The 12,973-nt window shown below is 36.0% G+C and carries 13 protein-coding genes; 4 read left to right on the top strand and 9 right to left on the bottom strand.

Annotated elements, in window-relative coordinates; all coding sequences use genetic code 11:
* Nucleotides 1–355: 355 nt before the first annotated feature.
* On the bottom strand, nt 356–1,915 hold the full coding sequence (locus AWV75_RS04930; protein ID WP_060873321.1) for an NAD(P)/FAD-dependent oxidoreductase: 1,560 nt from the start codon (nt 1,913–1,915) through the stop codon (nt 356–358).
* A gap of 326 nt (nt 1,916–2,241) precedes the next feature.
* Here AWV75_RS04930 and AWV75_RS04935 point away from each other — a divergent pair, with 326 nt between their 5' ends.
* Both AWV75_RS04935 and AWV75_RS04940 read left to right on the top strand, forming a co-directional pair.
* Nucleotides 2,242–2,793: a DNA-3-methyladenine glycosylase I gene (locus tag AWV75_RS04935; RefSeq protein ID WP_060873322.1), complete on the top strand. Its 552-nt coding sequence runs from the start codon at nt 2,242–2,244 to the stop codon at nt 2,791–2,793.
* A gap of 205 nt (nt 2,794–2,998) precedes the next feature.
* On the top strand, nt 2,999–3,991 hold the full coding sequence (locus tag AWV75_RS04940) for an aldo/keto reductase (protein WP_060873323.1): 993 nt from the start codon (nt 2,999–3,001) through the stop codon (nt 3,989–3,991).
* Between the two features lie 82 nt (nt 3,992–4,073).
* On the opposite strand, the gene AWV75_RS04945 is transcribed toward AWV75_RS04940, so the two are convergent.
* Complete coding sequence (locus AWV75_RS04945) at nt 4,074–4,583, bottom strand: GNAT family N-acetyltransferase (protein WP_060873324.1); 510 nt, start codon at nt 4,581–4,583, stop codon at nt 4,074–4,076.
* An 84-nt stretch (nt 4,584–4,667) separates the two neighbouring features.
* Nucleotides 4,668–6,071 carry an aminotransferase-like domain-containing protein gene (locus AWV75_RS04950; RefSeq protein WP_231738009.1) on the bottom strand — a complete coding sequence of 468 codons (1,404 nt, stop codon included), beginning with the start codon at nt 6,069–6,071 and terminating at the stop codon, nt 4,668–4,670.
* A gap of 178 nt (nt 6,072–6,249) precedes the next feature.
* Between AWV75_RS04950 and AWV75_RS04955 the strand changes: the two genes are divergently transcribed.
* Nucleotides 6,250–6,630, top strand: a complete 381-nt coding sequence (locus tag AWV75_RS04955; protein ID WP_060873326.1) for a hypothetical protein — start codon at nt 6,250–6,252, stop codon at nt 6,628–6,630.
* Between the two features lie 55 nt (nt 6,631–6,685).
* Here AWV75_RS04955 and AWV75_RS04960 read toward each other — a convergent pair whose 3' ends face one another.
* Complete coding sequence (locus AWV75_RS04960) at nt 6,686–6,922, bottom strand: Sec-independent protein translocase subunit TatA/TatB (protein ID WP_060873327.1); 237 nt, start codon at nt 6,920–6,922, stop codon at nt 6,686–6,688.
* 352 nt (nt 6,923–7,274) lie between these two features.
* Nucleotides 7,275–7,862 (bottom strand): thioredoxin family protein, encoded by a 588-nt coding sequence (locus AWV75_RS04965; protein WP_060873328.1) that lies wholly within the window; start codon nt 7,860–7,862, stop codon nt 7,275–7,277.
* Nucleotides 7,863–8,350: 488 nt separating this feature from the next.
* Here AWV75_RS04965 and AWV75_RS04970 point away from each other — a divergent pair, with 488 nt between their 5' ends.
* On the top strand, nt 8,351–8,911 hold the full coding sequence (locus AWV75_RS04970) for a hypothetical protein (protein ID WP_060873329.1): 561 nt from the start codon (nt 8,351–8,353) through the stop codon (nt 8,909–8,911).
* A gap of 11 nt (nt 8,912–8,922) precedes the next feature.
* On the opposite strand, the gene AWV75_RS04975 is transcribed toward AWV75_RS04970, so the two are convergent.
* The 4 genes from AWV75_RS04975 to tsaD are packed head-to-tail and all read right to left on the bottom strand — an operon-like array spanning nt 8,923 to nt 12,943.
* Nucleotides 8,923–10,101: a class I SAM-dependent methyltransferase gene (locus AWV75_RS04975; protein WP_060873330.1), complete on the bottom strand. Its 1,179-nt coding sequence runs from the start codon at nt 10,099–10,101 to the stop codon at nt 8,923–8,925.
* Nucleotides 10,102–11,193 (bottom strand): AI-2E family transporter, encoded by a 1,092-nt coding sequence (locus tag AWV75_RS04980; RefSeq protein ID WP_060873331.1) that lies wholly within the window; start codon nt 11,191–11,193, stop codon nt 10,102–10,104.
* A gap of 8 nt (nt 11,194–11,201) precedes the next feature.
* On the bottom strand, nt 11,202–11,909 hold the full coding sequence (locus AWV75_RS04985; RefSeq protein WP_060873332.1) for a 16S rRNA (uracil(1498)-N(3))-methyltransferase: 708 nt from the start codon (nt 11,907–11,909) through the stop codon (nt 11,202–11,204).
* An 11-nt stretch (nt 11,910–11,920) separates the two neighbouring features.
* Complete coding sequence (gene tsaD / locus AWV75_RS04990; RefSeq protein WP_060873333.1) at nt 11,921–12,943, bottom strand: tRNA (adenosine(37)-N6)-threonylcarbamoyltransferase complex transferase subunit TsaD; 1,023 nt, start codon at nt 12,941–12,943, stop codon at nt 11,921–11,923.
* Between the last annotated feature and the right edge of the window lie 30 nt (nt 12,944–12,973).

Raw genomic sequence — 12,973 nt, forward strand, 5'->3', positions numbered from 1 at the left:
TGTTTGTTGGAGGAATTTTATAGTTTGTTTTTTGTTTTTTTTGGGTGTTTATATTTAATATCTATAAAATTCTATTGGTTGCAATTTAGATTTTATTTCCAATAAAAGATTAATATCTAAATAAATTAACATAACGAAATAAAATGATTTCGCAAGATGTGAATAAATTAAATGTTATAAATGGTTAAATAAGTTGATTAAATATTTTATTATTAAAATTTTAATAGGATTATTTTAAATTGATTTGTGAATTCTTTAGAGGAAAGAGGATTGTCCTAAAGTTGTATGGACAAATTGTAATAAAAAAGTCCAACTACAAAAGCAGTTGGACTTGATTTATCGATTCAAATAAGGTTTATTGCATACTTTCTACACAGTGGATTGCGCATTTTTCTCCATCAATAGCAGCGGAAATAATACCACCCGCATAACCAGCTCCTTCTCCACAAGGATATAAACCTTTAATTTGTGGATGTTCTAGTGATTGATCGTCACGAGGAATGCGAACAGGTGATGAGGTTCTACTTTCAGGTGCATGTAGAATAGCTTCATTTGTAAAATAACCTTTCATGGATTTTCCGAATTCTTGAAATCCTTCTCGCATAATATCCGTTAAGAAATTAGGAAATACTTCCCCTAGTTCAACCGCTGTTGTTCCAGGAAGATAAGAAGTTTTTGGAATAGCGGTTGATACCTTCTTTTGTGCAAAATCTACCATGCGTTGAGCGGGAACACGTTGTGTTTCTCCAGCCAATCTAAAGGCTTGTTGTTCAATGGATTTTTGGAATTCCATTCCTGCTAATGCACCAAATTTTTCAAAAGGTTTGAAATCTTCTAGTCGCAATTCTACAACGATACCTGAATTGGCTGTTGCTTGATCGCGTTTAGAAGGTGACCACCCATTGGTTACTACTTCACCAGGAGCGGTAGCACAAGGAGCTATTACACCTCCTGGGCACATGCAGAAGGAATACATTCCACGTCCATTAACCTGCTTTACAATTGAGTAAGGAGCGGGTGGAAGAAATTCGCCTCTATAGTCGCAAGAGTATTGAATTTGATCAATAAGCGATTGAGGATGTTCTGCGCGAACACCCAAAGCAAAAGGCTTCGCTTCGATGACTATATTTTTGCGATCCAGTAATTCATAAATGTCACGAGCAGAGTGCCCTGTGGCTAAAATAACCTTATTGGCTTCAATTATATCCCCATTTTCAAGTACTACTCCTCGCATTTCATTGCCATCTAAGACAAAATCAGTTACGCGTTTTTCAAAGAGTACTTCACCACCAAATTCTTCAATCTTGTGGCGCATATCTTGCATGATTTTGGGTAATTTATTTGTTCCAATATGGGGATGAGCTTCTATTAGAATATCTTGTGAAGCACCAAAAGCAACTAGTAATTCTAAAATGCGGTTGATGTCTCCGCGTTTTTTTGAACGCGTATATAATTTACCATCAGAATAGGTCCCCGCACCACCTTCTCCGAAACAATAGTTCGAATCAGGATTTACAATATGTTCAATGTTGATGGCTTTTAAGTCTCTTCGACGGCCACGAACATCTTTTCCTCTTTCAATAACAATGGGTTTTACACCCAATTCAATGAGTTGCAATGCAGCAAAGTAACCTGCAGGTCCCGCACCAACGACTATAACGCGTTTGGCATCTTTTACATTTTTATAGGCAGGAAAATCAATGTGTCGATGCACAACTTCTTCCCCTGCAAAAAACACCAGTACTTTCAAATTGATTTTGACAATGCGTTGTCTAGCATCAATTGATCTTTTTAGAATGGTAATGTGTTGAATGTCAGATACTGAACTTTGAATGTGTTGCGCAACATGAGACGTTAATAAATCCGCAGAAGCCGCAACTTCAGGAAGCACTTGGAGCAGTAATTCTTGTGGCATTTTTTTATAAAGCAATAGAAATTAAAGCGCAAAAATACACTAAAAAAATAGAAAATAATTTTTAAAATTACTATTCGTTTCACTTAATATACCGTTTTTTTGTAGTTGTTTTTCGAGTTTTTCCCAAATACTTTGTTTTTACTATGTAATTGTATTATTGAAAACAATCATTTTTCTGTCATAGAGCCTGTTGTATCTAGTTGTAATGCTACAGGATAAAAAATATTTAATTCTACTTGACAAGCTGTTGTCAGTTGGAAGTTTTATTTTTGTTGGTAACAAAGTAGTATTGAGTACTAGAAAGTAGAATTTTAAAAAGAGAACGTATGTCTTATTGTGATCACGTTGAATTATTGACTGGGGACCGACAAATACTCCATAAAAACTATCATGACAATCATTATGGTTTTCCTATTCATGATGATAATGAACTATTTGGTCGATTGTTGATGGAAATTAACCAAGCCGGATTGAGCTGGGAAACGATCCTTAAAAAAGAAGAAGCATTTAGGGCTGCTTATAGCAATTTTGATATTCAAGCCGTAGCGGCTTATACAGAGGAAGACCGAGCGCGTTTGATGCAAGATGCTGGAATTATTCGAAATCGACTCAAAATTAATGCGGCTATAGAAAATGCAAAGGTCATCATACAGCTTCAACAAGAGTTTGGTTCATTTGAACAATGGCTAACCCACCATCATCCCAAAACAAAAGAAGAGTGGGTGAAGTTATTTAAAAAACAGTTTCGCTTTACAGGAGGAGAAATTGTCAATGAATTTTTGATGAGTATTGGCTACTTAAAAGGAGCACATACTGAAACTTGTCCTATCTATGCTAAGGTATTGGCACATCAGCCTTTGTGGTCTATAGAGAAATAAGTTTCTTTGTTATTATCTAGTTGTAATTCAATGGAATAAGTGTGTTTTTTGATGTTAATTTTTTCCTTTTTAGTAGCTGTTTTTGTATTGCAGGGCTTTTTTTATTATCTTTAAGCTTGCCCTTAAAATGAGAAAACAGCAATTCTTGATACAAGCTGTATAGATTTTAAGGTTTAATATTTTAAGTAAACCAATACAAAAACAGATGGAATTTAGAAAACTAGGTACTTCTACTATAGAAGTTTCTGCTATTACCTTTGGTGCATGGGCAGCAGGGGGATGGATGTGGGGTAGTACAGACCGCAAAGAAGCGGTTGAGGCGATCCAAGCAGCCCATCAAGAAGGAGTAACCACCATTGATACCGCGCCTATCTATGGGCAAGGGGTGAGTGAAGAGATTGTAGGAGAGGCCATAAAAGGATTGGCACGCGATAAAGTACAGCTATTGACGAAGTTTGGTATGCGTTGGGACTTAGATCAGCCTCAAGGTACTTTTGTTATGAATAGCCAAGATAACCAAGGCAAAGACATCGCTATTTACAAGTATGCAAGTAAAGCTAGTGTTATAAAAGAAGTAGAAGATAGCTTGAAGCGTTTAGGTACAGATTATATTGATTTGTTGCAATTGCATTGGCCTGATTCGACTACGCCTATTGCAGAAACGATGGAAGCTATGGACTTATTGATTCAACAAGGGAAAATTCGCGCGGCGGGAGTAAGTAATTACAACTTAGAGCAAGTGAAAGAAGCAAGAAATACACTTGGGATTGTTAGTAATCAAGTACCCTATAGTATGCTCAATAGAGGAATAGAACAAGAATTAGTCCCTTATGCTTTGGCTAATGATTTGAGTATCATTGCTTATAGTCCAATGGAAAGAGGATTATTAACAGGGAAATATTTTAAAACCAACGCTTTTATGGAAGGCGACCATCGTTCGAGTTATTTTTCTCAATTCGATTTGCCTAAAGTAGAGAATTTCTTAGAAGAGATTCGACCTCTAGCAGAAGAGAAGCGCGCTACGTTGGCTCAACTTGTCTTGCGTTGGACCACTTTGCAACCTGCTATTACAGTGACATTAGCGGGTGCGCGAAATGCTAAGCAATCCGTAGCAAATGCACAAGCAATTACAATTGCATTAAATGCGGATGAGCTTGATTTTATTCATCGCGCTTTAGCAAAAATGGAACGAAATTAATTTGATATAACATAAAGGGTGGTCTTTTGAACCACCCTTTTTCCATTCTATTTGAACAAATAGCGAATTGTATGGATAGAATTTATTCTTTCCAACGAATCAAAAGATAAGAAAGTTGTTCAAAAGGTTGCATCACCCTTTCTTCACTAATTTCAAATCCCCATTCCTTAAAATATGGAAGTAAAGGATCATGTTGTAAAACTTCCAACCAGATCGCATCATATTGACGCGTGAGCGATAACGTTTTATTCCATAACGAAGCCCTTACGTCTTCTTGGTTATGATTCGGGTCTATGTAAAAAGAAGCTAAATTAATTACTTTTTTATCTGCTAAAACTGTAGGTTGATCGACCTGCTTAATCATGACATAACCAGCAGGAATTTCATTGTCATATACGGTCAACATCTGTGTACTTAAATCATTTAGTTCAAGTATTGTTTCTTTTTGGTCAAGTTGTTGAGTGATATATTGATTCAAAGAAGCAGCCTCAGTAGTAGAGGTATATAGATTTCTGATTTGCGCTTCTCTTAATTGAAAAAGAACAGCCAGTCCTTCTTCTGTGGCTATAGTAAATTTAGATATAATACTCATGTTCATTTGTCTTTATACACAAAGATAAAGGAACAGTGCTGATATTTTTCGATACAGTATCAGTAAAAACTATCAGTACATTGGTTATTTCAATTCCTCACCTAATTGTTTAATCAGGGATAAATCTGTAGTTGTGAGTCGTTGGGCAAAAATCGCTCGAAAGTGACGTTTGTATACATCCGTAAAAGAAAAGGTTTCTCCAGGGGTAAAGCCGATGCCCATTGCTTGACAAGTTTCGTAAAACGTTTTCGTGTCAACCTGATTGGGTAACTGTCCCCAAATACTGTAACCTCCCTGTGGTGCTTGTTGGGTAAAATCAGATGGAAAATAGGCATTGAAGGTGCGGAGGAATTGCATGGCTTGACGTTCCAATTGCTGACGAAAAATACGCAAGTGTTTGTCATAGCTTGGCAGTTTTAGCAGTTGAATAATGATTTCCTGATTGATAGGGGAAACAGATCTTCCTAAGGAGAATTTAAGGCGCTCAGCTTGTGCAGTGTATTGTCCAGCAGCCAACCATCCTAAGCGTAAACCTGGTGCAATGGTTTTTGAATAGGAGGAATACGTCATAACAATTCCTTTTTTATCGAAATTCTTGATGTTTATCGGTCTTTCACCCTGAAAGTGTAAATCCCCATACACATCATTTTCAATGATGGGAATCTGATGTTGTACGCCAAGTAGGTAGAGCTCTTCTTTTTGTTCATCACTTAGGAGAATGCTCGTTGGATTGTGGAAATTAGGTGTAAGAATAACCGCTTTAATAGCGTGTTGTTGGCACATTTTTTTTAAATAAGCAATATCAAAACCATGGACAGGTCTTACGGGAATTTCTAATGCGCGTAAACGCAAGTTTGATAACACTTCTAGCACTGAAAATACACAAGGACTTTCTACAGCTACAATATCATGAGGAGTGGTCGTAGCAGCCAAAGCAATATACAAAGCTTGTAGTGCGCCATCTGTAACAAGTAATTCTTCCTTTTGCAAAGTAGCACCATGGAGCGCTGCTCGTTTGATTAGCAGGGCTTGTAGCTCTTCAGAGCCTGTATTGGGGTAATATTGCAGCAATGAAACGCCTTTTTCGCGAATAACGGTCTGCATGGTTTTTAAAATAAGTTGTTGTGGAATAAAGGTTGATGCTGGTGCAGCAATGTGAAAAGAAGGACGTTCTGTATGAACTAATCGTTGGGTAGTCAAAGCATTTTTACTGATAAATACCGCATCTTTGGGTATCGTTGGCAAATCAAGCTTAGTCCCTGTAGTCGTTTTGATATGAGCGGCAACGACATAACCCGAACGAGGAATACTTGTTACTAATCCTTTAAATACAAGGTAATCATAGCCGCTTTGAACTGAACTTGTGCTGAGTTGATACTTTGCTTTTGTTTCTCGGACAGAAGGTAAGGCATCACCCGCTTGTAAATGCCCTTGTCGAATAGCGCGTTCTATTTTGGTCGTAAATATCTCGTATTTGTATGTTTTCACGGTGATTTATTTAGGTGCTGTATAGAACAAATATAAGTTTTTGGATGATATAATCAGTACAGTTGAAATAGGTTCAGTGAACTTTAGTATACATCCACACGGGATTTGATAACAATTGTTATCGTATTCCCTTACCTAAATATAGACTTTTGCTCTTTCATAATTAAATCACATAACAATGAAAAAATTAGTACGAGAGATGTTACATGAAATTATTGAAAGTAAAGTATATGATGAACAATTCATTACTACTTACTTTTCACCACAGTATGTACAAGTTGTGAATAATACGGTGTTGGATTTTGAAGGGTTTAAACAACATATCAAGAAATTAAAAGAAGTGGTTGAGACTATTCGCCTCGAAATTTTGCAAACAGGAGTAGGAAAAGATTGTGTATTTACCAAACACAAGGTAGAGGTAATTTTGAAGGACCAATCGGCACATACCTATAAAGTCATGGCGGAGTTTGTTTTTCACGAAGGTAAAATCATTCGCTGTGAAGAGTTGACTTATCTAGTGGAAGGAGAGGCTAGTTATAATTTAGGTGCTGTGGTGTAAAGCGGATCAATAACCTAGAAACAAAAAGAGGGCAACCTTGAAGGTACCCTCTTGTTTACTTTTCAATTACTTCGCTTGTCGCTTCAGTAACTGAATCTGTAGTGTTCTGTTTAGGAGCTGCGGTATTCGCATTTGTTTCTCTTGTAGCTGCCTTAAACTCCCTAATTCCTGTCCCAAGTCCCTTCATTAATTCTGGTATTTTTTTACCACCGAATAATAATAAGGCTATTGCAACAACAACTATAAGTTCAGACGGAGCTACTCCTCCTAAGGGTAATGTAGTCATCAACATGGTTGAATATATTAGTGGTTGAGGAAAACAAAAGTAAATAAGGGTAAAATTGTAATAATATGATTTAACATAACTTTATTATCCGATTAAAGGAATTATTTTGCTATTGCATTATGAATAGTTTAAAAAATAAAGAATTATGCGTCAGGAATAAAGTAGTTTTGAATCAAAATGCTTAGGTGTTGAGGCTGTTCTGTTTAAATTCATAACAATATGAAAATAATGTGAAATTTGCTATTTTGAACTCAAGTAGAACCGAGGAGGGATTAATCCTGAGGAAAGCAGTCTAATTAAGAGAAGTATTGGGAAGCTAGAACAATAAAAAAAGCTGACTATTCAGTCAGCTTTGTACTTATTTTTTTGGTGCTTGATCGATAAACATTTGTTTCACTTTTTCAAGACTGTATCCTTTTCCTTCTTCCAATTCACCAGAAGAAATAATATTGGTTACTTTTCCATTTCCATCTAAGACAAAAAAGAAAGGATAACCAATACCACGTGCATTCGGCGCGTAGGCATTGAAAACGGCTTTATTTTTGTTCTTTTGAGAATAATTCAAGTGATAATAAACAAAATTTTGATCTACAATTTGCTTCAACTCCGGTGTTTTTTGCACAAAGTCATTGAAGCGCAAACACCAAATACACCAGTTTCCACCTGCTTGTACAAAAACGTATTTCCCTTCTTTTTTCGCCTGAGCAACTAGTTCATTTAATTTTGCTTGTGCGTCTTCTTCTTCATTATACGGTTTGCTCAATGTTTCTTTCTCCTGCTCAATCTGTTTTTTCAAGGCTACTGTATCGACCACGGTTTGTGGTTGTGGTGTAGCTGTTTGTTTAGTCGATGGAGCGACAACAGGATCCGCTGTTTTCTCTTGCTTGCAACTTATAAAAGATACAGTTGAAAGTAGAACTAAACCAAGGAGAGTTTTTCTTTTCATGTTGAATGTATATTTGCTTTTTGTGATACAAAGTAATGAAATTATAATCAAACAACAGCTGTTGTAAACGGTTATTTAACAAGCACGTAGGTAGAGGAATAGGAAAGGATTAAAAGAAAAATACCCTTCATGAAAAGGCAATATTTCAGTAATGTAAAGCAAATGTTTAGTCATATTGTGTAGAATTATGAAATGGTTAAGGAATTGATTCGTTGTGTTTTATATGTTTTTTTGGTTGTACTTTCGAACTGTGAAAAAGAAAAAAGGAAGTAAAACAAAAAAGAAAGGTTACAACATACAATAGCAAAAAAGGACCAATGCTACCTTGAGCGATTTTTGAGAAACCCTAACAACCACGTGTTCTTATTTTCTCAACCTAAAGTTTATCTATTTATTGATCCCAATTTGTTACTATTTATGGTCCAACCTGCATTGTCGTTGTAACTTTTTTTTACAATCTTATTGTTTTAATTACAAAAAAGTAGAACATGAAACAGCCTTATAGACACTCGATTGAGCTAGGATTACAAGGAACGATGAAACATACTACGGTTAGGTCCTTAGGAAAAAGAAGACCGGGAATTGAGGCCCTGCAAACCCCTAAGGCTTTTCCACGTCCTAAAGGACACTGTATTACAGATACACTGTCTTTTGCAGGATTATTAGTTGCATTGACACTGGTTGCCGCTATTGTTTGGAATTTTGAAAATTTCGATTGGACCAAGCGTCAAGTGGCTTATTTCTTTTTGAATATGGTGCTGAGTTTGATTCCTATTGTCTGGGCCTTTCATTTACTATATCCTCGTTTTGATCGCAAGCGCGTACAAAAAGGTAAATTAAAAGCAGTAGGTCGAGTAGTGGCAACTGACCATGCTGGTAAATTAGTGCGAAATGATGCGCAACAACGCGCTTTAGTTGAAGTTGTATATCAAAATCAACGCTATTTGTTAGTGGCAAATCAGGCAGGATTAGCTGTTGATTCCAATACAACTGTTGAGGTAACGTGGAGTAGTATTTCTCAATTGTGCTGGATTCACAACGTTAGCTAGCCCCCTGATTTTCAGACAGGCTCACAAATTAAAAATACCTTTTGATTGGATAGGGTTGTGGTAAAGAAAATATAAGTATCTCCTCCCTCTTTAATTTTCCATTTTTTGCGTAATTCATCCACTTTAATAGGGAAATTACGCACTGTAACATTCGCTTTTTGTTGTTGTAAATATTCTTTGGCTGTAGCTTTATTATAAGGCAAATGTTGCTTTATTTTAAAGCGTCTGCCTGAGAAGTCTACAAGTGTTTCACTTGTATACAGCTGGCTGTGCTGGTGTAATTTAGCAACGTTAAAATAAGCGCTAATTGCATTGAATTTTCCTGTTTTTAGTAAAGCACTATTGGGTTCATACAAATAAGTTTGTGGTTCCGAATAAGTAGCTACAGCATCATCTGATAAATCTAAAATGGTGATTTGAGGCTCCTTTTTAGTTAGATTTACTGCTGTTAAAACGATGCTCCCTACATATTTTTTTTCAATAATCCACAACAATTCTTTTACCTCATTGTGCAAGGCAACAATGTGAATGGCTTTGACATGTTTCAATTCAGAAAGTCCCGCTTGAATATCTAATAAAGGTGAAGTTTTTACTAAAACCGTTGCTGTATGTTGGAAAAGTAAATCCAGCTGTTCAACAATATTAGGTGTACAATCACTGAGGAAAAATACTTTCTCTTTATTTTGATTTCTTCGTGCTGGATCCAAATAAATATAGTCAAATTGTCGATCACTTTTGGCTAGATAGTCCAAACTATCTCCTGCTATGCAAGTGATATTGGTCTGTTGAAGTTGCTGATAGTTATGTTGAACAACAGCACTTAATTCAGGTTGTATTTCACAATGGGTGACTTGTTTGATGCGTTGAGCAAAATAGTAACAATCAATGCCAAATCCACCTGTTAAATCAATTAGCGTATTGCCTTCCACCAAAGAAGCTTTATAGGCAGCACATTCTTCTGAAGACGTTTGCTCAATGGATAATTTGGGTGGAAAGACAATGCAATCGGTGGAATACCACTTAGACAACTTGTTTTTAGACTTTTGTTTACTCTCAATCTGCGTTAATAAATCAGACATGGGAATAGCTGGAAATGGACTTTTTTTGAATGCCAAATCCGTTAAAGTAGCTTGACTGTGCTCTTTAAGATAGGCTTGAACTTCGGGTTGAACGATAAGATGAATATCCACTTATAATTTTTTGGTGAGTACTTGAATAAATCGAACATTTGGAAAAAATTCTTTACCAATCACTTTTAAGCAAGTGTACAAAGGAACAGCAGCAATCATACCAAAAATTCCACTAAACATACCACTAGCTAAGATGACAACAAAAATTTCCAGCGGATGTGATTTCACACTATTGGAGAAAATCAAGGGCTGATTCACCACATTGTCAATCAATTGAACGATTAAAAATCCAATCATTACAGATAGCGCTTTCGGTAAGGTAACTGCAATAAAATCATCGCCTATGTAGGTTAACATGGTAAATACAACAGCTAAAATATTTCCAATTAGAGGTCCGATATAAGGAATAATATTGAGGATGGCACATAAAAAAGCAATGGTAGCCGCCCCTTTTACGCCAAAAATTAACAGGACCGTAAGGCAGAGAAGATAGATGACAAACATCTGTACACAAAGCCCTAGGAAATAACGTGAAAGTAAGTTGTTAATCTTGTTGATGGAGTTTAAAACCTTGTTTTCGTGTTTTTTAGAAAATAATTTTTTAAACTGATATTCTAAAACGACTTGATCTTTTAGGAAGAAAAAAGCAATAAAAAGAACAGAGAATAAACCAATACCAATATCGCTCAACATGCTGATGAGGGTATTGAGTAAATTAGGTACAAAATCGAGATTGAACTGCGATTTTAAGTGAGATTCTTCTACAATTTTGTCTAAACTGATTCCTTTGGCATCGAGATAAATGTCTATTTTTTGAATTAACCCATTAAAATCCTCTTGTAAATGCGCCGTATTTAATACCGATAAATTTTGTGCTTGTGTGGTAAATAAAGGTACAAACATAAAAGAAAACCCAATAAAAACGGCTATAAAGAAGCCCATCGTGATACTGATGGCAAACATTTTTTTTAGCTTACATTTTTTGTAGAGAAAATCAACTAAAGGCTTGCCTATTAAGGCTAAGACAAAAGCTAAGGCGATATAAATGAACAAGGTGCGAATTTGGTACAACAATCCCACGCTTAACGCAATTCCACTTAAAATAAGAACTGCGCGAATAATCCCTTGGGAAATTTCTTTGGATTTTAACATGCAATGATTTATTCGTTAGCAAAGACAAAACTATGACAAGCAACAAGAGCAGCTGTTTCTGTTCTCAATCTTGTATGTCCTAAAGATACAGGTTTAAAACCTTTTTCTAAAGCTATTTTAATTTCAACAGGAGAAAAATCTCCTTCAGGTCCAACCAATAAGAGATAATTTTCTTGAGGTTGAATGCTGTTTTTTAGGAGTTGCTTTGTTTGGTCATCTTCACAATGTGCAATATATAAAGCGCCCTGATGGTTTTGTTTTAAAAATTCTTTTAAGGTAATCGGTTCGTTTAATTGAGGCGCATACAGTTGAAGGGATTGCTTCATAGCCGATTGAATAATTTTTTCAAATCGCTCTGTTTTGACTACTTTTCGTTCCGAATGATCACAAATAATAGGGGTAATTTCGTGAATACCAATTTCAGTTGCTTTTTCAAGAAACCACTCATAACGCTCGTTCATTTTAGTAGGTGCAACAGCCAAATGCAAGCGAAAAGGCGTCTGTTCTTTATCGGTATAGCCAACAATATCAGTGAGACAACTGCGATCGGAGGCCAATGAAATTCTAGTTTCAAATAGCGTTCCACGACCATTGGTCACGAAGAGAATATCCCCTTCTTTTTTGCGTAAAACGCGTATAATGTGTTTGCTTTCATCTTTGTCAAAAGTAAAAGTCGACTGTTCTTTATCAATAGAGGGAGCGTAAAATAACTGCATAATGTAAAACCTTAAAATTCAATTCTAGCTTTGGATACAACAGAAGAATCTGCAAAGAGAGATTCTCTATAACGATAGTATCCTACAATACCAATCATCGCTGCATTGTCCGTTGTATATTCAAATTTGGGAATATACGTTTTCCACTTGTATTTTTTTTCCGCTTCTTGTAAGGTTGCACGTATACCTGAATTAGCTGAGACACCACCGCCAATAGCAATTTGCGTAATGCCCGTTAGTTCAACTGCTAACTTGAGTTTATCCATCAAAATTTTGATAATTGTGTGTTGAATCGAAGCACAAATATCAGCTTTGTTTTCTTCTATAAAATTGGGGTTTTCAGCTACTTGTTTCTGAATAAAATACAAGAACTGTGTTTTTAAACCACTAAAACTAAAGTTTAATCCCTCCACTTTTGGTTTGGTAAAAGAATACGCTTTAGGGTTACCTTCTTTGGCATATTTGTCAATCAAAGGCCCACCAGGATAAGGAAAACCTAGAATTTTAGCTGATTTGTCAAAGGCTTCACCCACCGCATCATCTGTCGTTTCTCCCAATACTTTTAAATCAAAGAAACTATTCACTTGTACAATTTGAGTATGTCCACCTGAAATTGTCAAAGCTAGAAAAGGGAACGTAGGTTGATCATATCCACTTTCTTCTATAAAATGACAAAGAATATGGGCATGCATGTGATTCACTGCAATCAAGGGAATATCCAAAGCCAAAGCCAACGATTTAGCAAATGATCCGCCAACTAAAAGCGAACCCATTAATCCAGGACCTTGTGTAAAGGCAATTCCCTGTAATTCTTCTTTCGTAATTCCCGCTTTCTTTAAGGCGATATCAACAACCGGTACGATGTTTTGTTGGTGTGCTCTTGAAGCTAATTCTGGAACAACACCACCGTATTCTTCGTGTATCTCTTGACGAGCCACTACGTTAGACAATACTTTGTTATCAGCTAAAACTGCAGCAGCCGTATCATCACAAGAACTTTCAATCGCTAATATATAGGTGGGTTTTGTGGACATGTATAATTTAATTTAATGCTAATTTATATC

This window comes from Myroides odoratus (genome assembly GCF_001549985.1).
Classification (GTDB): Bacteria; Bacteroidota; Bacteroidia; order Flavobacteriales; family Flavobacteriaceae; genus Flavobacterium; species Flavobacterium odoratum_A.